General features: G+C 66.3%; 17 protein-coding genes and 1 pseudogene. 13 read left to right on the top strand and 5 right to left on the bottom strand.

Annotated elements, in window-relative coordinates:
- Window positions 1-65: 65 nt before the first annotated feature.
- From WJ16_RS17160 to WJ16_RS17170, 3 genes are all read left to right on the top strand, one after another.
- Complete coding sequence (locus WJ16_RS17160; protein WP_076605962.1) at window positions 66-578, top strand: low affinity iron permease family protein; 513 nt, start codon at window positions 66-68, stop codon at window positions 576-578.
- 204 nt (window positions 579-782) lie between these two features.
- Window positions 783-1,262: a BON domain-containing protein gene (locus tag WJ16_RS17165; protein ID WP_069258770.1), complete on the top strand. Its 480-nt coding sequence runs from the start codon at window positions 783-785 to the stop codon at window positions 1,260-1,262.
- Between the two features lie 112 nt (window positions 1,263-1,374).
- Window positions 1,375-1,857, top strand: coding sequence for a hypothetical protein (locus WJ16_RS17170; RefSeq protein WP_069258278.1), 483 nt, complete (start codon window positions 1,375-1,377; stop codon window positions 1,855-1,857).
- A 303-nt stretch (window positions 1,858-2,160) separates the two neighbouring features.
- Here the strand turns inward: WJ16_RS17170 and WJ16_RS34270 are convergent, their stop codons facing one another.
- Window positions 2,161-2,988 carry a hypothetical protein gene (locus WJ16_RS34270; RefSeq protein ID WP_084636053.1) on the bottom strand — a complete coding sequence of 276 codons (828 nt, stop codon included), beginning with the start codon at window positions 2,986-2,988 and terminating at the stop codon, window positions 2,161-2,163.
- A gap of 587 nt (window positions 2,989-3,575) precedes the next feature.
- Between WJ16_RS34270 and WJ16_RS17180 the strand changes: the two genes are divergently transcribed.
- Both WJ16_RS17180 and WJ16_RS17185 read left to right on the top strand, forming a co-directional pair.
- Window positions 3,576-4,409 carry a hypothetical protein gene (locus WJ16_RS17180; protein WP_236858291.1) on the top strand — a complete coding sequence of 278 codons (834 nt, stop codon included), beginning with the start codon at window positions 3,576-3,578 and terminating at the stop codon, window positions 4,407-4,409.
- A 359-nt stretch (window positions 4,410-4,768) separates the two neighbouring features.
- Window positions 4,769-5,371: a TetR/AcrR family transcriptional regulator gene (locus WJ16_RS17185; RefSeq protein ID WP_069258280.1), complete on the top strand. Its 603-nt coding sequence runs from the start codon at window positions 4,769-4,771 to the stop codon at window positions 5,369-5,371.
- 102 nt (window positions 5,372-5,473) lie between these two features.
- On the opposite strand, the gene WJ16_RS17190 is transcribed toward WJ16_RS17185, so the two are convergent.
- Both WJ16_RS17190 and WJ16_RS17195 read right to left on the bottom strand, forming a co-directional pair.
- Window positions 5,474-6,076: a LysE family translocator gene (locus WJ16_RS17190; RefSeq protein WP_069258281.1), complete on the bottom strand. Its 603-nt coding sequence runs from the start codon at window positions 6,074-6,076 to the stop codon at window positions 5,474-5,476.
- A 236-nt stretch (window positions 6,077-6,312) separates the two neighbouring features.
- On the bottom strand, window positions 6,313-7,872 hold the full coding sequence (locus WJ16_RS17195; protein ID WP_208607009.1) for a tryptophan halogenase family protein: 1,560 nt from the start codon (window positions 7,870-7,872) through the stop codon (window positions 6,313-6,315).
- 488 nt (window positions 7,873-8,360) lie between these two features.
- Between WJ16_RS17195 and WJ16_RS34865 the strand changes: the two are divergent.
- The 6 genes and pseudogenes from WJ16_RS34865 to WJ16_RS17220 form a co-directional block, all read left to right on the top strand.
- Window positions 8,361-8,498: pseudogene (locus WJ16_RS34865) on the top strand (tryptophan 7-halogenase); the annotation flags it as partial.
- Window positions 8,499-8,527: 29 nt separating this feature from the next.
- Window positions 8,528-9,613, top strand: coding sequence for a monodechloroaminopyrrolnitrin synthase PrnB family protein (locus WJ16_RS17200; protein WP_069258283.1), 1,086 nt, complete (start codon window positions 8,528-8,530; stop codon window positions 9,611-9,613).
- Between the two features lie 50 nt (window positions 9,614-9,663).
- The gene (locus WJ16_RS17205) at window positions 9,664-11,364 is read left to right on the top strand and encodes an NAD(P)/FAD-dependent oxidoreductase (RefSeq protein ID WP_069258284.1); all 1,701 of its coding nucleotides are present in this window, start codon (window positions 9,664-9,666) and stop codon (window positions 11,362-11,364) included.
- A gap of 24 nt (window positions 11,365-11,388) precedes the next feature.
- Entirely contained in the window at window positions 11,389-12,504 is a 1,116-nt protein-coding gene (locus WJ16_RS17210) for a Rieske 2Fe-2S domain-containing protein (protein WP_069258772.1), read from the top strand.
- 397 nt (window positions 12,505-12,901) lie between these two features.
- Window positions 12,902-13,621, top strand: a complete 720-nt coding sequence (locus WJ16_RS17215; RefSeq protein WP_069258773.1) for a response regulator transcription factor — start codon at window positions 12,902-12,904, stop codon at window positions 13,619-13,621.
- Window positions 13,621-15,126 (top strand): sensor histidine kinase, encoded by a 1,506-nt coding sequence (locus WJ16_RS17220; RefSeq protein ID WP_069258285.1) that lies wholly within the window; start codon window positions 13,621-13,623, stop codon window positions 15,124-15,126. The genes WJ16_RS17215 and WJ16_RS17220 overlap by 1 nt, the downstream gene beginning before the upstream one ends.
- Window positions 15,127-15,154: 28 nt before the next feature.
- Here the strand turns inward: WJ16_RS17220 and WJ16_RS17225 are convergent, their stop codons facing one another.
- Both WJ16_RS17225 and WJ16_RS17230 read right to left on the bottom strand, forming a co-directional pair.
- Window positions 15,155-16,255, bottom strand: a complete 1,101-nt coding sequence (locus WJ16_RS17225; RefSeq protein ID WP_069258286.1) for an AraC family transcriptional regulator — start codon at window positions 16,253-16,255, stop codon at window positions 15,155-15,157.
- 140 nt (window positions 16,256-16,395) lie between these two features.
- Window positions 16,396-16,851 carry a carboxymuconolactone decarboxylase family protein gene (locus WJ16_RS17230; RefSeq protein ID WP_069258287.1) on the bottom strand — a complete coding sequence of 152 codons (456 nt, stop codon included), beginning with the start codon at window positions 16,849-16,851 and terminating at the stop codon, window positions 16,396-16,398.
- A 533-nt stretch (window positions 16,852-17,384) separates the two neighbouring features.
- Between WJ16_RS17230 and WJ16_RS17235 the strand changes: the two genes are divergently transcribed.
- Window positions 17,385-19,019, top strand: a complete 1,635-nt coding sequence (locus WJ16_RS17235) for an AMP-binding protein (protein ID WP_069258288.1) — start codon at window positions 17,385-17,387, stop codon at window positions 19,017-19,019.
- Entirely contained in the window at window positions 19,019-20,179 is a 1,161-nt protein-coding gene (locus tag WJ16_RS17240) for an AraC family transcriptional regulator (RefSeq protein ID WP_069258289.1), read from the top strand. The genes WJ16_RS17235 and WJ16_RS17240 overlap by 1 nt, the downstream gene beginning before the upstream one ends.
- The last annotated feature ends 26 nt before the right edge of the window (window positions 20,180-20,205 follow it).

The following is a 20,205-nucleotide window of genomic DNA, read 5'->3' on the forward strand; positions in this document are numbered from 1 at the left end:
CCGTGCCATTGCGCGCGGCGGGCTCGCGCGTGCGCCGAGATCGACACTCGTATCCGGGAGACGCCATGCAAGCAGCAGACGATTCACCCCGCGCCCGGTCGGGCGCACAGGACCGGACCGTGGCCGACCCGCGAGCGGTCACGGTCGAGCATCCCGTCACGCGCGCGTTCGAACGGTTTGCGTCGCGCGTGACCGTCTGGGCCGGTTCGCCGGTCGCATTCGGCAGCGCGGTCGCCATTACGGTGCTGTGGCTCGTCACCGGGCCGCTGTTCCACTATTCGGACGCGTGGCAGCTCGTCATCAATACCGGGACGACGATCATCACGTTCCTGATGGTGTTCCTGCTGCAGCGCAACCAGAATCGCGACAGCGTCGCGATGCACCTGAAGCTCGACGAACTCGTCGCCGTTACGCATGCGGCAAGCGACCGGCTGATCGGGATCGAGGACGCGTCGGAAGAAGAACTGCGCGCGATGGCCCAGACCTACCTCAACCTGGCGAAGCGGGTCGCCGAACGGGGTGACGACAATGAGCCCGGACGCGATGGGGAGCCGGCCGACCGCTCGCCTGAATCCTGACGCGCGGCGGCGCGACGGCGGCGCGGCCGGCCCCGGATTCGCGGACGATTTTTCAAGCGCTTGTCATTTCTGTCCGGCGTCGCGGCGTGAACTCGCGGCGCCCGCGATGCATCGGCCGCCGCCGACGCAATCGTTCGGGGAACGGCACGTGCTTGACGTTGTGACGATACCCGGTCGTTCCGGGTGCTGCCCTACGGTGCCGACATGAATGCCAGAACCCGTTCGAACCCGTTGTTGAATCTTGCGATCGCCGTTGCGTGCGGCGCGGCTGCGATGTACTTCCTCGACCCCGCATCGGGTCGGCGGCGGCGCGCGTACGTTCGCGACAAGGCGGCGGAGCGCTGTCACGACGCGGCCGACTACGCGAACACGCAGGCGAAACGGGCGGCCGAGCGCGCGCGCGGCGCGATCGCGGGCGTGCGGGCAGACCGGCTCGCCGGAGACGCACTCGATGCCCAGGTTGCCGAGCGCGTGCGTTCGGCGCTCGGCCGGCTGGTCAGCCATCCGCGCGACGTCGACGTGACGGTCGACCACGGACACGTGCGGCTGACCGGGCAGATCGACGAAGCCGAACGGCGAGCCGTCGTCGACGGGGTGGCCGCGCTGCACGGCGTGCAAGACGTCGACGACGCGATGGGCGCCCGCAGCGAATACCGGGCGCAGCCCGACGGCAGCACGTCCTGACGGCGGCGCGCGAGCGCCAGCCGGCCAGGCGAGAACGATCCACGACACGAATTCGGCGCACGCACGACTGCCGGCGCGACGGCAGCGCGGCGCCTCATCCGGAGCATGGCCGATGACCGAACGCCTGTCCCCCGACGACACACCTCCGCACGCGGAGCCCGGCGCGCACGACGCGCTCGAACATCTGCTCGGCAGCCTGCACCGGCACGGCTTCCTGCATGTCGCCAACGAAATCGTCAGCGCGAACGCGCAGCTGGCCGGCACGTTCGTCGACGCGCTCGACAAGCCGGGCATGCAGAGCGGCATGCAGAATCTGGCGGTGCTGGTGACGGCGCTGTCGCGCATTCCACCCGAGCAGTTCGGCAAGGCCGCGTTCGCGGCCGCCGACGCGCTGCATCACGTCGGCGCGTGGCAGCCGTCGCAGCACGAACACGTCGCGCCCGGCGTGCGCGGCGTGTACCGGCTGCTGCACGACGAAGCGCTGTGGGATGCGCTGACGCCGTTGCTCGAAGGTCTGAAGGTGTTCGCGCAGGGCCTCGCGCGCGACCCTGACACGCGCGCCGCGACGCCCGGCGGGAAAACGACGGGCGAGTGACGCATGGCCGGATGCGCGCGGGGTGCGTCGCATGCGGCGCTTGGGCTCGCCATTTGCCTGATCGCTACGGATAAGGCCGGCCGGTGCAACGACCCCCGCGGCGGCTGCCCGGAGCGACGTTAGATGCGCGAGGGCATCCTGTCTGCGGTTTCCATGATCAAGTGTACGAAACTCATGAGACTGATTTCCCTTATCGTGATCGCGTCAAACCGACGTCATCGATCCGATAAGTAGTCCGGATAGTTAGTAGGGTCCAGTCGATGTGTCGATTCGGCCACGATCGCGATGCCGAAGCGTTCCTGCTCAGGCGTCGGCGCCCTTGCACTGCATCTTCGCGATACGTTGGTCCGGCCGCGTGCGGTAGAACACGAAATTCGTCGCTCCCGGCCCCTGATTGCCGCCTTCCTCTTCGACGTAGGTTTCCGCAAACACCGGCACGGCGGCGCTGCCGATGCTGACCCGGTAGAACACGTTATCTTGCACGTTCGGCGCCGTGGTGCCGTAGTCGAACGCGCATCGGCCGGCGATGCGCTTGACCTTGGCATCGCCGCCGAACTGACGCAGCAGAATGTCCTGCGTGTCGTCGCTCGGGTAGAACTTGCGCAATGCGATCGACAGGACGGCGGCCGCGTTGCCGTTGAGTACGACGCCGACGTGGCCTTCGTTGTCCTTTTTGACGCCGGCTTCGTCGCCGGCCTTGCCGTCCGGGACGTCCACGTCGCCGAAGCCGGCGAGCAGCAGGCTGCCGCCACGGTAGTGCGTGGTGTCGGGGGAGCGGCTGTCCGGATTGCCGAGCGGCTTCGCGTCGCTCCAGTGCACACCGGGCACATCGTCGAACGCCGCCCAGGTTGCCGGCTTTGCACCGCCGAATACGCTCAACAGCGCTTGCAGCGGCAATACCGCGGCCGTTTCCGGCGCATGGGCGGCCAAGGACGCCACGGACGCGGGTGCCGCCGCCGGGCTGGCGGACGGCGCGGCGCGCTGGCACGCGTTCAGGTCGATCAACAGGACGCCGGCGCATAGCGCACGCAGGATGAGGGACGGGGTTCGCATGGGCAGGCGTTGCATCAGGCGCTCCGGGTTTGCGCGGCGGTCAGCGCGAAGCGGCCGATGATGCGTGAACGGCAGCACTCGCGCACGGCGCGGCGGGCGATCCGCAGAGGGCGGTGGATGCGGGCTTCAAGACATGGCGCACATGGGTTTGCCTGTCGCGCGCATTACGGGCGGGTATCAATTGCCGAACCGCACATTTTTGAAACGTGTTCATTTCCCAGATATCAGGATCGGAAAATATATCGAGAAGTAAAAACACGGCGGCCGTTATGCCCGCGCCGATTGCGTCAGTCACGCTGATCGCGATTCTAGTCAAAGTAGATCGACTAGTATACATTCATCATGTCGCGCCTCTCGATTGATGAAGAAGCGCACCCGATACCCGTCGGGTGCCGGGGCCGCGTGTTCGGGGCGGTACGAGTGCGTGCGCAACGACCGGGCCGACGTCGATGAGGGACTTGCCCGCAATGCGACCGGGGCGTGTCCGACTTGCACGGGATTGCTGACGTCGTTCGTCGATCTCGGCAGCCTGTGCGATGTGCGCTGGATTAACGGTTGGCCCCAAAGACGGCCGAGTGCCGATTTCCTTTTCTACTGCGACGCATCGCATTCACGGTCGCGATCAGGACCTCCCAAAAATGACCCAGCCTTCGAGACACCGTTCGATGCCGACCAGCGCGATCAAGAAAACCTCTGTTCTGTTTGCCTCGCTCAACCGGGCGATCGCCGATATGTCGCGTCTATGCCCGTCGGCTGTTCGCGCGACAGCCGGGCTGGTGCTTGTCGCCGGCGTGCTATCGGGGTGCGCGCCGCTGTCGGCGTCTGCGCCGGCCGATCCTCAACAGCAGTTTGTCGCAGAGCAGCGCAATGCGAATGCGTTGTACAGCCGGAAGATGTTGGCCTACAAGCCGATGTTCGAGAATCCCGGCGGCTATGGCCGCGCGCAGATACTGGACGCGTACGAGGCGGTCCTCCAGCAATACTCCGTCGCTGCAATCGCGTATGCCCGCACCATCTATCCCGACGCCCGACAGACGCTGCCGCCTTCCCTGCAGCCGTTGCCGGCGCCGTCGGGGCCGGTCACGCTGGCAGTCGTCAATCGCGACTACGAACATGTGCTCGGAATGGACGCTGCGCTGTGGGAGATGGATAGGGCAGCGAACTTTGGCCGGCCATCCAGGTTGCCGATTCCGAAATACACCGGCCCTGTGCTCATCATGCCGCCTGCGCCCCCGTTTCCGCCCCTGCAGGATGTGCGCGATCCGAAATTCGCACGGCTCGTGACCATGACGAAGAAAATGGACGACGCGCAGAAGGCAGACCTCGCACGAGAGCAAGCCGCGATCGCGAAACAGTATGCCGACCAGGCCGCGTGGAGGGCGCAACACCCGATGGGCCAGTACGATCACATCGATCCGAGGACCGGACTGCCGTATGCGCCCCCGCAACAGGACACGCAGCGCTGGTGCATGATGAACGGCGGCCGGGTGCCTTGCTGAAACCGCTGCGAGCAGCGGCATGGGCGGCCGGAGTGGATGCCGGCCGGGCGCGCACTCGCTACGCACGTGGGACGCGATGCGCGTATCGGCTCGGGGAGGGCGTTTGCTGACGCCGCACGGGTTGCGTATCGCAATCAGCCGAGGTCGTAGCGGCGAAGCGATTTCGTATTGCCGAAGCCCGCACCCGAAAGACCGCGATTTCGTCTGGCTTCGTGGCAGCTGACGATGTTTTGCCGGTTCGCCCAGCGCGTCGCGTCGCAGTGCGCATGTCCTCGGACCTTCCATACATCGTGCGCGACGGTAACGAGCAGTGTGGGCGGCGGTGCTAAGATGCGGCCCAGTCGTCAGGAGATGCATGAATGCGCGCGAGCAAACGCCAGCAGGTGGTCGACAAGGCAGGTGAGCTGTTTTCACGCCATGGCTTTCATCCGGTCGGTATCGACTGGATCATCGCCGAGGCGGACGTTGCCCGCATGACGCTCTACCATCATTTCGCAAGCAAGGACGATCTGATCAAGGCGGTGCTGGAGCAGCGCTACACCTTCATCATGGAGAGCATCGCCGCCAAGCTTGACCGCATGCCGCATGCCGCAGCGCGACTGAAGGGAATTTTCGACTGGTACGGCACGTGGTTCGGCAGCCCGGAGTTCGCGGGCTGCCTGTTCGAGCGTGCGCTGGCCGAATTCGGCGCGACCTGCCCGAAGGTGACCGACGTGGCGGTGCGCTATCGCGATGACCTGCTGGCCCTCATGGAGCAATTGCTGTCGGAGCTCGTTCCGCGTCGCCGCGCACGTCAGCTTGCAGGCGTGTACGTGATGTTGCTGAGCGGGGCGACCGCGGATGCGCGTGCGATCGGGGATGCGCGTGCTGCCGCGCGCGCGTGGCAGGCGGCGGAGATGCTGCTGAACGAATCCAGAGCCGCAACGGAAAGCACGCGCAAGACCCGTGGCCGCGATGCTTGACGGTGTGCGGACCGTGCGTTCGGCCCGGGCTTCATCGAGCTGCGCCGGGTCGCGCGACCGGCCGGCAGCGGGCAGCGACGGCCGGCACGCGCGATGACTGCCTCATCGATCGAGCACGGAACCGGCCAGCGTGGCTGCGAACATCAGCAACACGAGCGACGAGCATCGCAACACGATCGAAGCCAGTCGACCCTCCGTCCGGTTCATGAGCAGAAGCCGCCCCGACCGCGACCATAGCAGTCCGATCGGAATCAGGGTGATCAGGAATACGCCGGTCGACAACAGGAAGACATCGAGCGATCTGAATGCCGACTCCGGGAAAATCGCGCTTGAAAACAACAGGGCCTTGGGATTCATCAAGGTCGCCACGAAAAGCCCCCGGAACCCCAACGGCGCCGTGTCGGTCGTGTCGAAGTCGGCACCTTTGAACCACATCTTCACCGCGAGGTAGAAGATGAACAGGGCGCTGATCAACTTGACGCAACTGACGATCCACGGATATCGCGCCGCCAGCGACCAGAGAAAAAATCCCCATACGGTGATTGCCGTCACATAGCCTGCCGCCTCCGCCGCGACCAGTCCGCACGCCCCGCGCAGATTCAGCTTGAGCCCGGCGGAAAGCAGCAGCGTGTTCGTCGGCCCGGGCACCAGCAGCACGATGGCGGCGTAGAACGACATTTGCAGCATGGGACTCGATGTCAACATGGACTAGCCTCGTCTTTCCAACGACAGCGTATTGCCTGGAAACCCTTCGAGTCCGGCTTGAATGCCATGCTGGGCCGACGATCACCCTGCCTGATATCGCGGCGCCGGCTGTACAAAAGAAACCTTGTTTTCGCGATCCCGCCGGACCAGATCGACGTCGAAATCGGTCCCGGCAGGATCGCGCCGGCAAAGCAGAAGATGGCAGACAACGCGAAGATGTCGGCCCCCGGTAACCGTCAGCTCGATCGGGTGCCTCTGATATTGCGCAGATAGTCGTAATTGGTGGGCAGCGTCGCCGACAGCGCTGCTTCCTCGCGCTTGAGATTCTGGAATTCGGCGAGCGCCTGCTTCATCCACGCATCGTGGTAGACGAGCTTCGGATGGGATTTCTGCGGCATCCAGTTCAGGCCGGTGAACATGCAATAATAGTTGCTGTTGGTCCAGAAATTCGCAAACTCCAGATCGAAGTTGCCGTAATAGTTGCGCTCGTCGACCGTCACCGGCGGGCAGACGACGAGCCCCGCGTGGTACGCGTCGAGTTTTTCGCGCAGCGAATCCGAAATCGTGAGGTCGTGCTTGTTGGCCCGCCAGAAATCGGAGTCGTTTCGCTGCGTCGTGAAGTAGTGGGTCTGGATGAAATCCCGGCAGTCGTCGAACATCACTTCGATCTTCTTGTTGAATGCATCCGCGAGGCGGGGGTCCAGGGTGGCGTCCGGGAAATGCTGGGCGAACTGATAGATCGCCGCATAAATGAAGTAGAGCCCGGTCGACTCCAGCGGCTCGAGAAAGCATGACGCGAGCCCGATCGACACGCAGTTCTTGACCCAGGCTCTGCGGTTGCGTCCGGTGCGGAATTTGATGTGGTTCAGCTTGACCTGATCTTCCCTGACACCCCAGAGCTTCAGGAAATCCTCGGTCGCGGTGTCCTTCGAACTGAAGCTGCTCGAGTAGACGTAGCCCGATCCAAACCGGCCGAGCAGCGGAATCTTCCAGGTCCAGCCGTTGCTCATCGCAATCGCCGACGTATACGGCTCGACACCGTTGGCCTCGTCGTCGTGGGTGATCGACGCCGCAACCGCCGAATCGCACAGCAGGTATCGCGACATGTCGATGAACGGCTCCTTCAACGCCTGGTTGATCAGAAGCCCCTTGAACCCCGAGCAGTCGACAAAGAAATCCGCGGCGATCTCGGCACCCGACTGGAGCCGCACCGACCGGATGCCGCCATCTTCATTCAGCCGCGTCTCGACGACTTCGCCCTGGATATGTTCGACCCCCCAGCTTACCGACAGGTCTCTGAGGTAATTGGCGACGAGATGCGCATCGAAATGCCACGCATGGCTCATGCGCGAGTTGCCGTCGCGATCCTTCGGTGAAAGCTTGGCGTCCAGCAGTGTCGACTTGTTGTAACAGGCGTACGCGAACGGTTCCGACGTCTGTCCCGTATTTTTCAGGTGCGCCCAATAGTGGGAAAGAGGAATGCCGTTGACCTCTTTCAATTGCCCGAACATGTGATAGAAGTAATCGGCCGGGTCGCTTTTGGTGTTCCAGCCGATGAATTTGATCGCCGACTTGAACGATGCATTGCAGTGCGGCATCCAGTCCTGTTCTTTCAGCCCCAGAAAATCGAAGAATACTTTTTGCAGATTTGGAATGGTTGCTTCGCCTACGCCGATTTTTGGAATGGTGGGTGACTCGATCAGCGAGATTTTGACCTGGTGGCCATACGCTTTGGAAAGATAGGCGGCAGTCATCCATCCCGCGCTCCCTCCGCCCACAATCAGGATGCTTTTCATCAAATTCCGCATAAGTCCTCTCGTTTGACTGGAGTTAGGCTGTTTAGCTTGGCGGCGCAATCCGATTAGTCATTGTCATTTTTATTGTAATTTGCGCAGTCTATGCTAACGCCGCTATTTACGGTTACTGACAGGTTTGACAGGAAAAATTCAGAGGATGATTGTTTTTTAATCTGAAACGGTTGTTTATTTATTTGATGTATCGGAATCTGCGTTCGTGAGTGTGACAGTGTTAAATGAAATTCGGGCGGCGGCGGGAAATGGGTGCCGTTTGGCGATCTTGAAATAATCAATGGAATTGAATCGCAAATTTATTGCAAGGTAAATTGTTTATCTGTTTTTGAATAATTGAATGCAGTGATCAATAAATAATAAAAACCTGTCAAACGTATCAGCTTGTTTTAAATGGTCGTCGGTCTATTCTGGGTTCCGATCAATTGGCCGCCATCGCAGAAGTCCATTCGGGTTTAAATCCTATGGGAAGTGTCATGAGCAATCCGATCAGGAATGCTGCCATCGTCGGTGGCGGCGCGGCGGGCTGGATGGCCGCGTCGTACCTCGTCACGCCACGCCGGCAGCCGGCGAACATCACGCGCGTCGAGTCAGCGGCGATTCCCCGGCCCGGGCCGGCGCTCGCGCCGCGGGAGATCCGGTAGTGGAGCGCACCCTGGACCGGTTAAGCGCACCGGCGGCCATGCACGCCGCCGTCGCGGCCTGCGATCCGCTGCGGGCGCGGGAGCGCGTGCTGCGACTGCCGGGCCTGAACCGTCAAAAGGATGTGCCCGGCATCGTCGGGCTGTTGCGCGAGTTCCTCCCGGTGCGCGGCGTGCCCGCCGGCTGGGGCTTCGTCGAAGCGGCCGCCGCGATGCGGGACATCGGATTCTTCCTGGGGTCGCTCAAGCGGCACGGACACGAGCCCGTGGACGTGGTGCCCGGGCTCGAGCCGGTGCTGCTCGAACTGGCACGCGCGACCGACCTGCCGCCGCGCGAGACGCTTCTGCACGTGACGGTCTGGAACCCCGCGGCGCCCGACGCGCAGCGCAGCTACACTGGGCTCGACGACGAAGCGCACCTGCTCGAGAGCGTGCGCATCTCGATGGCGGCCCTCGAGGCGGCCATCGCGTTGACCGTCGAGCTTTACGACGTGCCGCTACGCTCGTCCGCGTTCGAGCCAGGGTGCGTCGAGCTGGCGGCCTATCTTCAGAAAATGGTCGAGTCGATCGTCTACGCTTACCGCTTCATCTCGCCGCAAGTCTTCTACGACGAGCTGCGCCCGTTCTACGAACCGATTCAAGTGGGGGGCCGCAGCTACCTCGGCCCCGGTGCGGTGGAAATGCCCCTCTTCGTGCTGGAGCACGTGCTGTGGGGCTCGCAATCGGACCACGCGGCTTATCGGGAATTCAAGGAGACGTACCTGCCCTATGTGCTTCCCGCGTTCAGGGCGATCTACGCCCGGTTCGACGGGAAGCCGGCGCTCGTCGACCGCGTGCTCGGCGACGCGCAGGCGGCCCGCGTGCGGGGCGAGCCCGTCGGGGCAGGGCTCGCGGCCCTCGAGCGGGTCTTCGAAATCCTGCTGCACTTCCGCGCGCCGCACCTCAAATTGGCGGAGCGGACGTACGAGGCCGGGCAAAGCGGCCCGTCGATCGGCAGCGGGGGGTACGCGCCCAGCATGCTCGGCGATCTGCTCACGCTCACGCGTGACGCGCGGTCCCGCGTGCGCGCCGCGCTCGACGTGTGCTGACACCTCACCCGCAGTCCCGTGTGTTTCATCTCACCAGGAGAGTGGCCCCCATGACTCAGCAGAGCCCCGCGAACGGGCGTGACAGCAACCACTTCGATGTGATCATCCTCGGCTCGGGCATGTCCGGCACCCAGATGGGGGCGATCCTGGCCAAGCAGAAGTTTCGTGTCCTGATCGTCGAGGAGTCGTCGCACCCGCGGTTCACGATCGGCGAATCGTCGATCCCCGAGACGTCGCTGATGAACCGCATCATCGCCGATCGCTACGGCATTCCGGAGCTCGACCACATCACGTCGTTCTATGCGACGCAGCGTTACGTCGCGTCGAGCACGGGCATCAAGCGCAACTTCGGCTTCGTGTTCCACAAGCCCGGCCAGGAGCACGACCCGAAGGAGTTCACGCAGTGCGTGATTCCCGAGCTGCCGTGGGGGCCGGAGAGCCATTATTACCGGCAGGACGTCGACGCCTACCTGTTGCAGGCCGCCATCAAATACGGCTGCACGGTCCGCCAGAAGACGAGCGTGACCGAATACCACGCCGACAAGGACGGCGTCGCGGTGGCCACCGCCCAGGGCGAACGATTCACCGGCCGGTACATGATCGACTGCGGCGGGCCCCGCGCGCCGCTCGCAACCAAATTCAATCTCCGCGAAGAGCCGTGCCGCTTCAAGACGCACTCGCGCAGCCTTTATACGCACATGCTCGGGGTCAAGCCGTTCGACGACATCTTCAAGGTCAAGGGGCAGCGCTGGCGCTGGCACGAGGGGACCTTGCACCACATGTTCGAGGGCGGCTGGCTGTGGGTGATTCCGTTCAACAATCACCCGCGTTCGACCAACAACCTGGTGAGCGTCGGCCTGCAGCTCGACCCGCGCGTCTACCCGAAAACGGACATCCCCGCGCAGCAGGAATTCGACGAATTTCTCGCGCGGTTCCCGAGCATCGCGGCGCAGTTCCGCGACGCCGTGCCGGTGCGCGACTGGGTCAAGACCGACCGCCTGCAGTTCTCGTCGCGCGCCTGCGTCGGCGACCGCTACTGCCTGATGCTGCACGCGAACGGGTTCATCGACCCGCTGTTCTCGCGGGGGCTCGAGAACACCGCGGTGACCATCCACGCGCTTGCGGCGCGACTCATCAAGGCGCTGCGCGACGACGATTTCTCCCCCGAGCGCTTCGAGTACATCGAGCGCCTGCAGCAGAAGCTGCTGGACCACAACGACGACTTCGTCAGTTGCTGCTACACGGCGTTCTCGGACTTCCGCCTGTGGGACGCGTTCCACAGGCTATGGGCGGTCGGCACGATCCTCGGGCAGTTCCGGCTCGTGCAGGCCCACGCGCGGTTCCGTGCGTCGCGCGACGAGGCCGACCTCGATCACCTCGACAACAACGCCCCGTACCTCGGGTTCCTGTGCGCGGACATGGAGGGCTACTACCAGTTGTTCAACGACGCCAAAGCCGAGGTCGAGGCCGTGAGCGCCGGGCGCAAGTCGGCGGGGGACGCCGCGGCGCGGATTCACGTGCTCATCAACGAACGGGAGTTCGCGAAGCCGATGTTCGGCTTCGGGTACTGCATCACCGGGGCGCGGCCGCAGCTCAACAACTCGAAGTACAGCCTGGTGCCGGCGATGAAGCTGCTGCACTGGACGCAGACCAGCGCGCCGGCCGAGGTGAAACGGTATTTCGACTACAACCCGATGTTCGCGCTGCTCAGGGCGTACGTCACGACCCGCATCGGCCTGGCGCTGAAGTAGTCGACCGACCCCGGAACGAACATGATCGAAGACGTTCAATTGAAGCAAGTGGAGGCCGCCGTGCATCCCGCCGGGATGTACGACGCGACCACGCGCGTGGCGGCTAGCTGGTACGTCGCGATGCGCTCGGACCGCCTCAAGGACAAGCCGGTGGCGTTGACGCTCTTCGGCCGGCCGTGCGTCGCGTGGCGCGGCGCGACGGGGCGGGCGGTGGTGATGGACCGCCACTGTGCGCACCTGGGCGCGAACCTGGCCGACGGGCAGGTCAAGGACGGGTGCATCCAGTGCCCGTTCCACCACTGGCGGTACGACGAGCAGGGCCAGTGCGCGCACATTCCCGGCCACAGCCAGACGGTGCACCGGCTGGAGCCCGTTCCGCGCGGGGCGCGCCAGCCGACGCTGGTCACGGCCGAGCGGTACGGCTACGTGTGGGTCTGGTACGGCTCCCCGCAGCCGCAGCACCCGCTGCCCGACATCGCCGCGGCCGACGTCGACAACGGCGACTTCATGCACCTGCACATCGCGTTCGAGACGACCACGGCGGTCTTGCGGATCGTCGAGAACTTCTACGACGCCCAGCACGCGCACCCCGTCCACGCGCTCCCGATCTCGGCCTTCGAGCTGAAGCTGTTCGACGACTGGCGCCCGTGGCCGGAGGTCGAGCCGCTGGCCCGGGCGGGTGCGTGGTTCGGAGCCGGGATCGACTTCACCGTGGATCGGTACTTCGGGCCGCTCGGCATGCTGTCGCGCGCGCTCGGCCTGAACATGTCGCAGATGAACCTGCACTTCGACGGCTATCCCGGCGGGTGCGTGATGACCGTCGCGCTGGACGGCGTCGCCAAGTACAAGCTGCTCCAGTGCGTGACGCCGGTGAGCGACGGCAGGAACGTCATGCACATGCTCATCTCGATCAGGAAGAGGGGCGGCCCGTTGCGGCGCGCGCTCGACTTCGTGCTGTTCGGACTCCAGACCAGGCAGGCCGCGGGCTACGACGTCAAGATCTGGAACGCGATGAAACCGGACGGCGGCGGCGCGTACAGCAAGTACGACAAGCTCGTGCTCAAGTACCGCGCGTTCTATCGCGGCTGGGTCGATCGCGTCGCCGCAAGCGAGCGGCCCGGCGTGAATCGGCGGCCGTAGCCGGCCGGGCCGCGTCGTTCCGTCGGACGCTCGCGGGCCGGAGAGGGGGAGACGCGTGCGGGCCTGCCGACGCGCGTGCCTGCTCGGCATTCAACGCATCGGCGGGAAACACGACGCGATACTTCGATGCGGCGGGTGCCCGGCGCGCGCCCGAGCCCCCGCACGAGCGCGCGTTTCCATTTCAGGGGCCAGACCGCAGAGCCCCGCCATCATTACCTCGCCTCCGGATCACACTCCAAAGTTAAATGAAATGTGATCCCTGCCCGCCGCAAAATTTTGCACAATGGCGGCAGCGCGGCCGGTTGCCGCGATTCACCCCCGCGAACCCGGCCTGCCGGACCGGGGCCGGCCCGACCCGAAACCCGACCCCGGCACCGACGTGCCGCCGCCTGCTGCCATGGAACAACCGAAACGTATCCTGATCGTCGAGGACGATGCCGACATCGCCGACGTGCTGAGCCTGCACCTGCGCGACGAGCGCTACGAAGTCGTGCACAGCGCGGACGGGGCCGAAGGGCTGCGCCTGCTCGAACAGGGCGGCTGGGATGCGCTGATCCTCGACCTGATGCTGCCCGGTGTAGACGGCCTCGAGATCTGCCGGCGCGCGCGTGCGATGACGCGCTACACGCCGATCATCATCACGAGCGCGCGTTCGAGCGAAGTGCACCGCATCCTCGGCCTCGAACTCGGCGCCGACGACTACCTGGCCAAGCCGTTCTCGGTGCTCGAACTCGTCGCCCGCGTGAAGGCGCTGCTGCGGCGCGTCGATGCGCTCGCGCGCGATTCGCGGATCGACGCGGGCACGCTCGACGTCGCGGGGCTGGCGATCGACCCGATCGCGCGCGAAGCGAGCGTGGACGGCGCGCGCATCGACCTCACGCCGCGTGAATTCGACCTGCTGTATTTCTTCGCGCGCCACCCGGGCAAGGTGTTTTCGCGGATGGACTTGCTCAATGCGGTGTGGGGCTACCAGCACGAAGGCTACGAGCACACGGTCAATACCCACATCAACCGGCTGCGCGCGAAGATCGAGGCCGATCCGGCCGAGCCGGTGCGGATCCTCACCGTGTGGGGCCGCGGCTACAAGCTCGCGGCGCCGGGCCAGCGGGACGCATGATGAAGCTCACGCTCACCCAGCGGCTGTCGCTCGTGTTCTCGGTGCTGCTGCTTGCGTGCTCGGGCGCGTCCGCGTGGCTGCAGATCCGCGCGAACGACATGCGCGAGCAGGAAGTCGTGCAGGGGCTGTCGCGCGACCTGGCCGCCAATATCGTCGACAGCGTGACCCACAGCGCGCCGCTGATGGATGCGAACGGGCTGCGCCCGGACGCCGTGCGCACGCTGTTCGGCCAGTTGATGGGCGTGAACCCGAGCGTCGAGGTGTACCTGCTCGACAACGCGGGGCGCGTCAAGGGCGACGATGCGCCGCCCGGCCACGTGAAGCGCGACCGCGTCGATCTCGCGCCGGTGCAGCGCTTCATCGCGGGCGACCCGCTGCCGATTCTCGGCGACGACCCGCGCAGCCCCGACGCGCGCAAGGTGTTCAGCGCCGCGCCGCTGCAGCGCGCGGGGCAGCCGCCGTCGGGCTACATCTACGTGGTGCTGCTCGGCGAGGCGCACGACCGGCTGGCCGCGCGCGTCGACGCCGGCAACGTGCTGCGCACGACGCTGTGGTCGATGGCGCTCGTCGCGCTGCTCGGCCTGCTCGCGGGCCTCACCGCGTTCAGCTTCATCACGCGCCCGCTGCGCCGGCTGACCGATGCGATGCGCCGCTTCGACGCGAACGGCACGCCCGACACGCAGCCGCCGGTGCCGCGCTCGCCGCCGGGTCGGCGCGGCGACGACATCGCCGTGCTCGAATCCGCGTTCGCGCAGATGGCCGACCGGATCGGCGAACAGTGGCGCGCGTTGACGCACCAGGACCAGCAGCGGCGCGAACTGATCACGAACATTTCGCACGACCTGCGCACGCCGCTCACGTCGCTGCACGGCTATCTGGAAACGCTGTCGCTGAAGGCCGACACGCTCGCCGACACCGAGCGGCGGCGCTACCTGTCGATCGCGCTCGCGCAGAGCGCGAAGGTCGGCCGGCTCGCGCAGGCGCTGTTCGAGCTCGCGCGGCTCGAATCGGGTGGCGTGCAGGCCGAGCGCGAGCCGTTCTCGCTCGTCGATCTCGTGCAGGACGTGTTCCAGAAGTTCGAGCTGACCGCGCAGGCGCGCGGCGTCGCGCTGCATGCGCGGATTCCGCCGCGCGTGCCGGTCGTGTCGGCCGATCTCGGGATGATCGAGCGCGTGCTGACCAACCTGCTCGACAACGCGCTGCGGCACACGCCCGCGCACGGCGAGGTCGAGGTCACGCTCGCGCCGCACGGCGACCGGGTCGTCGTGACCGTTGCCGATACCGGGGAAGGGATTCCGGCGGCGCGCCGCGAAGGGCTGTTCGAGCGGCCGCAGCGGCCGACGAGCGGCGCCGCGATGACGCGCGGCGGGCTCGGGCTGCTGATCGTGCACCGGATGCTGGCGCTCAACGGCAGCAGCATCCGGCTGGTCGACCGGGCCGGGCGCGGGGCGGTGTTCGAGTTCGCGCTGGCGGTGGCCACGCCCGCGGCGGGCGACGGCCGCTGAGCGCCGGCCACGCCCGTACCCGCCGGGTTCACGCGCGGCGCTTGCGCCGCACGTCGCTCGGCGTCATGCCGGTCCAGCGCTTGAACGCGTGGCGAAACCCCACCGCGTCGCTGAAGCCGAGCGTCAGCGCGATGTCTTCGGTGCTGAGCGTGGTCGTGCTCAGATAGTCGATCGCGAGCGCCTTGCGCACGCTCGCCAGCAGTTCGCTGTACGACGTGCCTTCGGCTTCGAGCTTGCGGCGCAGCGTGCGCGACGTGATGCACAGGATCGCCGCGATCGCGTCGAGGTCCGGAAACTGCCCGGGCGTGCGCGTGAGTTCCTGGTACACGCGCCGCGTGACGCCGGCCTGGCTGCGCAGCTCGTCGAGCAGGCTCGCGCAATGCGACGACACTTGCGCGGCGGTGATCGGATTCGCGAGCTGCGGCGCGCGCGCGAGCCACGCGGCCGGGTAGCTGAGCACATGATGCGGCTGGTCGAACGCGATCGGGCATTCGAGCGCGTCGGCCAGCCGCGCCACGTGCGCGGGCTGCGGCTGCGCGTACTGCGCGCGCGCCGGCACGCACCACGCACCCATCACGTCCTTGATGATCGTCACGTGCAGCGCGAACTGCATGTCGATCAGGAACCGGTACAGCGGCTCGTCGAGATCGGGCAGCGCGACTTCGTGCCGGTCGGGAAACAGCCACGACGCGGTGTCGCCCTGTTCGACCCAGCGGATCGCGAGCATGCCGTTCGCGAGCCGGTGATATTTGACGGCCGAGTCGAACGCGTGCGCGAGCGATTCCGAACACAGCATCGCGTAGCCGTACATCCCGTAGCTCGACGCGTGCAGCCGCTGGCCGACGCGCACGCCGAGATCGGTGCCGTCGTAGCGGGCGAGCGCGTTGCGCGCGGCCGTGAGGAACTGCAGCGGCGACGTGAGCGTGAACGGGTCCGCGACGGCGGCCGGCGTGAGGCCGGTGCCGTCGAGCACCGCGGCCGGGTCGAGGCCGGCTTGCGCGGCCACGTCGAGCAGCACGGCGAGCTTGGCCGGCGTGAAGCGCTGCTCGCGCAACGCGTGGGTCGTCTCGATGTCCGGCAGGCGGGCTGCGCGGACGGGGGGCGGGTTCAAGGGCGCATTGCGCGGCATGGGAGCATCCTGCGTCCGAATCGATATCGTTTGCGGCACGCAATTCTGCGCGGGATCGGCCCCATGCGCCACAGGGTTCACCCTGATGCGTGCCGGCGCCAGCCGGCGCGCCGGCCGCCGCCCGCCGGCATCGGCCTGCGTCAGCCGGCCTGGAACACGCCGGCCTGCCACGCGAACGGCTTCGCGAGCCGGTTCCACGTGTTGATCTGCGCGACGATCAGCGTGAGCGTGGCCAATTCGTCTCGATCGAAGTGCGCGCGCGTCGCGTCGACGAGCGCGTCGTCGATCGCGTGCTCGCTGATCAGCGTCAGCGCTTCTGCCCAGTGCAGCGCGGCCTGCTCCTTCGGGCTGTAGAGATCGGGCGTCTCGCGCCACAAGGCCAGCAGATGGTAGCGCAGCGGATCGTCGCCGGCGTGGACGCCTTCCTTGACGTGGCGATCGAGACAGTACGCGCAGCCGTTGAGCTGCGACACGCGTGCGCGCACCAGCTCCACGAGCCTGACATCGTGGCCGGTGTGGTTCGTATAGTCCTCGACGTTGAGCACGACGTCGAGCAGCCGGGCGGGGAGTTGTCCAAACGAGATGCGTTCTGGCATGGCGATTGACCTTTGAATGAGCGGAACTGGATCGTTGGGGAACCGGCCGTGTTGCTTGCGCCGGCATCGCGTGTTTCAGAACGCTGCGCGATATGCGCAGGAATCCTGATTGTCAGGTGGTGGGATCGACCGGCGAGACAAGGTGACGATGCGCGCACGACCCGTTGTGCGGATGATGCGTATCGGCGGCATCGGCTGCGGCGCGCGGCTCGTTCGGCCGTGGCGAACCGGAAGCGAAGCGATCGTATCAGGCGCGAGCGGCGACAGGAATCGCCCGATCCCGTATGGTGCTCATGCTGATGGGCCGATAGTGGGGCCGGTCGACACGGCCCGAACCGACGGTTTCGTGCGTCGTTGTCTAGACAAGAACGCCCCCCGCCTGTCCGTTTCGATCATCTTTCGGCCGCCCGGATCATTTTCAAAGTGCGCCGCGCGGGCGATAGTCGCCGGTCAGGCGATGGCCCGCGCTTCTCCGGCGTGCAGGCCGTCGTGCGAACGGCGCGGCCGGCGCGCCGTCCCCCGTGGAGTGAGACATGACGAACAGACACTGGATCGGGTCGTACGGCTCGATCCCCGCCGAGATCGATCCCGATCGCTTTCCTTCCGTAACCGCGCTGCTGGGCGACGCGATGCGCCGTTTCGCCGATCGCCCGGCGTTCCACTCGTATGGCCGCACGCTCAGCTATGCGGACGTCGACCGCCTGTCGACCGCGCTGGCCGCGTATCTGCAGCAGGTCGTGGGCGTACGCAAGGGCGATCGCGTGGCCGTGATGCTGCCCAACGTGCTTGCGTTCCCGGTCGCGTTCGTCGCAGTCGCGAAGATCGGCGCGATCCAGGTCAACGTGAACCCGCTCTACACCGCGCGCGAGCTCGAACATCAGTTGAACGACTCGGGCGTCGAGGTCGCCGTGGTGTGCGGCGGGTCGATGGGCACGTTCGCGGAAGTGGTCGGCGGCACGCGCGTGCGCACCGTGCTGAGCGTCGGGCGCGGCGATCTCGGCGTGGTCGACGCGCCGGCCGGTGCATGCGACGCGCTGCCGCCCGGTTCGATCGCGCTCGCGGACGCGGTGGCCGCCGGCGAGTCGCTTGCGCTCGAACCGGTCGCGCTCGACGGCGCGGACTTGCTGCTGCTGCAGTACACGGGCGGCACGACCGGACTGTCGAAAGGCGCCGCGCTGTCGCACCGCAACCTCGTCGCGAACATCGAGCAGTTCGGCGCGATCGTGCCGGCCGCGCGCGCGCCGGGCGAGGAGGTCGTGGTCACGGCGATCCCGCTGTATCACATCTTCGCGCTGACGGTGAACTTCCTGTCCTACTTCGCGATCGGCGCGCAGAACTGGCTGGTCGCGAACCCGCGCGACATGGACGGCTTCATCGACGTGCTGAAGGCCGCGCGCCCGACGGTGTTCGTCGGCGTGAATACGCTGTACGCGGGGCTCGCCGCGCATCCGCGCCTGCCGGAAGTCGACTGGTCGCGGCTGAAGCTGTCGGCCGGCGGCGGCGCGGCCGTGATCGACGTGATCTCGTCGCGCTGGAAGACGGTGACGGGCAACTTCATCCGCGAGGGTTACGGGCTGTCGGAAACGTCGCCGGTCGTGTCGTTCAACCCGCAGTCGATCGACTCGTTCACGGGCACCACGGGCGTGCCGCTGCCGTCGACCGACGTGAAGCTGCTCGACGACCAGGACAACGAGGTGGCGATCGGCGGCGCGGGCGAGATCTGCGTGAAGGGGCCGCAGGTGATGGGCGGCTACTGGCAGAAACCGGACGCGAACGCGGCCGCGTTCACGGCCGACGGCTATTTCCGCACCGGCGACGTAGGCGTGTTCGACGAAGCCGGTTTCCTGCGGATCGTCGACCGCAAGAAGGACATGATCATCGTGTCGGGCTTCAACGTGTACCCGAACGAGGTGGAAGCGGTCGCGACCGCCGTGCCGGGCGTCGCCGAATGCGCGTGCATCGGCGTGCCGGACGCGCGCACGGGCGAGGCCGTCAAGCTGTTCGTGGTGCTCGCGCAGGATGCTGCCGTCACGGAAGCGGAACTCGTCGCGCATTGCCGCGCGAGCCTCGCGGGCTACAAGGTGCCGAAGCTCGTTCGCTTCGTCGACCGGCTGCCGAAGTCGACCGTCGGCAAGATCCTGCGCCGGGAACTCAGCCGCACCGACTGATGGCGTCGGCTCGCCGCGCAGGGCCCGGCGCGCCGCGGGCCCGGAAGGCTCCGCGCGAACCGCTCAAGTACAATGCGAGCGGTTCGTTCGACGGGGACGCGATGACCGTTTCAGATTCACTTTCCGCCCAGCCGGGGCCTGGGCCCCGGCGTGCGCTGCCGTCGCCGAGCGCGACGGTGCCGATCTCGCTCGTCAACGGTTTCCTCGCGAGCGCGGGCGCGCAGCGCGACGTGGTCGAGCGCTACCTGCGCGGGGCCGGCATTCCGGTCGAGCTGCTCGGCGAACCGCATGCGCGCGTGACGGAGGAGCAGTTCTCGACGCTGTACCGTACGCTCGCGATCGACCTCGACGACGAAATGCCCGGCATCTTCTCGCGCCCGCTGCGCGGCGGCACGCTGAAGTACCTGTGCCTGAGCCTGCTCGATGCGCGCAACCTCGAAACGGCGCTGCACCGTTTCGGGCAGTTCTTCCATATCCTGCTCGACGATTTCTTCGTCGAATCGAAGCGCGACGGCCTCGTCGCGCAGGTGCTGCTGCGCCCGAACGACGCGATCGGCCCGATCGGCGCGCTCGGCCAGGAGCTGATGCTCAAGCTCGTGCACGGCGTGTGCTCGTGGCTGATCGGGCAGAAGATTCCGCTGCTGCAGATCGAGTTCGCGTGCCCGCGGCCGCGCCATGCGGTCGACCACCTGTACTTCTTCACCGGCGCCGTGCAGTTCGATTCCGAGCGCACGCTGATGCGCTTCAGCGCGGACTACCTCGACGCACCGATCCGGCAGAGCAAGCGCAACCTGCGCAAGTTCCTCGCGCGCGCGCCCGGCGACTGGATCTTCGAATCGTTCAGCGAACAGCTCGTGTGCCATCGCGTGCGGCAGTTCCTGTCGGCGGCGTTGCCCGACCTGCCGGTGATCGACCACGCAGCCGAGCACCTGCATTGCTCGGTGCGCACGCTGAGCCGCCACCTGGCCGCCGAAGGGACGACGTTCCAGGTGCTCAAGGACGAACTGCGGCGCGACATCGCGATCCAGCGGCTCACCGATACGCCGGACACGATCGCGGCGATCGGCGCCGACATCGGCTTCGACGATCCGAGCGCGTTCCACCGCGCGTTCCGGCACTGGACCGGGAGCACGCCCGGTACCTACCGGCGGCGTGCATAACGGGTCGCTTCGAGTTTCAAGGTAGC

Source organism: Burkholderia metallica (assembly GCF_001718555.1).
GTDB classification, from domain to species: domain Bacteria; phylum Pseudomonadota; class Gammaproteobacteria; order Burkholderiales; family Burkholderiaceae; genus Burkholderia; species Burkholderia metallica.

What these genes read in the sequence shown, in the direction of transcription:
- WJ16_RS17160 (WP_076605962.1), top strand. Translation starts at nt 66, where the DNA reads ATGCAAGCAGCAGACGATTCACCCCGCGCCCGGTCGGGCGCACAGGAC.
- WJ16_RS17165 (WP_069258770.1), top strand. Translation starts at nt 783, where the DNA reads ATGAATGCCAGAACCCGTTCGAACCCGTTGTTGAATCTTGCGATCGCC.
- WJ16_RS17170 (WP_069258278.1), top strand. Translation starts at nt 1,375, where the DNA reads ATGACCGAACGCCTGTCCCCCGACGACACACCTCCGCACGCGGAGCCC.
- WJ16_RS17180 (WP_236858291.1), top strand. Translation starts at nt 3,576, where the DNA reads ATGCCGACCAGCGCGATCAAGAAAACCTCTGTTCTGTTTGCCTCGCTC.
- WJ16_RS17185 (WP_069258280.1), top strand. Translation starts at nt 4,769, where the DNA reads ATGCGCGCGAGCAAACGCCAGCAGGTGGTCGACAAGGCAGGTGAGCTG.
- WJ16_RS17190 (WP_069258281.1), bottom strand. Translation starts at nt 6,076, where the DNA reads ATGTTGACATCGAGTCCCATGCTGCAAATGTCGTTCTACGCCGCCATC.
- WJ16_RS17195 (WP_208607009.1), bottom strand. Translation starts at nt 7,872, where the DNA reads ATGAAAAGCATCCTGATTGTGGGCGGAGGGAGCGCGGGATGGATGACT.
- WJ16_RS17205 (WP_069258284.1), top strand. Translation starts at nt 9,664, where the DNA reads ATGACTCAGCAGAGCCCCGCGAACGGGCGTGACAGCAACCACTTCGAT.
- WJ16_RS17215 (WP_069258773.1), top strand. Translation starts at nt 12,902, where the DNA reads ATGGAACAACCGAAACGTATCCTGATCGTCGAGGACGATGCCGACATC.
- WJ16_RS17220 (WP_069258285.1), top strand. Translation starts at nt 13,621, where the DNA reads ATGAAGCTCACGCTCACCCAGCGGCTGTCGCTCGTGTTCTCGGTGCTG.
- WJ16_RS17225 (WP_069258286.1), bottom strand. Translation starts at nt 16,255, where the DNA reads ATGCCGCGCAATGCGCCCTTGAACCCGCCCCCCGTCCGCGCAGCCCGC.
- WJ16_RS17230 (WP_069258287.1), bottom strand. Translation starts at nt 16,851, where the DNA reads ATGCCAGAACGCATCTCGTTTGGACAACTCCCCGCCCGGCTGCTCGAC.
- WJ16_RS17235 (WP_069258288.1), top strand. Translation starts at nt 17,385, where the DNA reads ATGACGAACAGACACTGGATCGGGTCGTACGGCTCGATCCCCGCCGAG.
- WJ16_RS17240 (WP_069258289.1), top strand. Translation starts at nt 19,019, where the DNA reads ATGGCGTCGGCTCGCCGCGCAGGGCCCGGCGCGCCGCGGGCCCGGAAG.